Source organism: Mesorhizobium sp. M8A.F.Ca.ET.218.01.1.1, assembly GCF_004791165.1.
Lineage (GTDB): Bacteria > Pseudomonadota > Alphaproteobacteria > Rhizobiales > Rhizobiaceae > Mesorhizobium.
In genome coordinates, this window is record NZ_SRUZ01000139.1 from 1 (window position 1) to 321 (window position 321).

1 protein-coding gene is annotated in these 321 nt (G+C 61.4%); it reads right to left on the bottom strand.

Annotated features, from left to right (window positions below; all coding sequences use genetic code 11):
- Positions 1 to 132: 132 nt before the first annotated feature.
- The coding region (locus tag EN861_RS35955; RefSeq protein WP_210235223.1) for a hypothetical protein at positions 133 to 321 on the bottom strand (189 nt) is incomplete at its 5' end.

The window sequence follows — 321 nt, forward strand, 5'->3', positions numbered from 1 at the left end:
CGGCAACTGCGGCGCGCGTCTTCATGAGGCATTCCTCCCAAGGCAATCGAAGAGTTTCAGACTATGGCAGGCTGCCAGGCCTGCCTGGCGAGGCGACAACAGCCTGCCATCCATCATCCGTCCGCGACCACCCTACCGGCTTCGGGGATAGCGGCCAACGTCTCTTGCGACGTTTTTCGGCGCGGTTTCTGCAATCGGCACCGGCCGGCAGGGCCAATCCGCGGACACTTGAGGCGCGCCGGAATTATTCATAGAACTGGACCGCTTCGCCGGAGGAACGACATCCGAATGTTCAAGAAGATCCTGATCGCCAATCGCGGC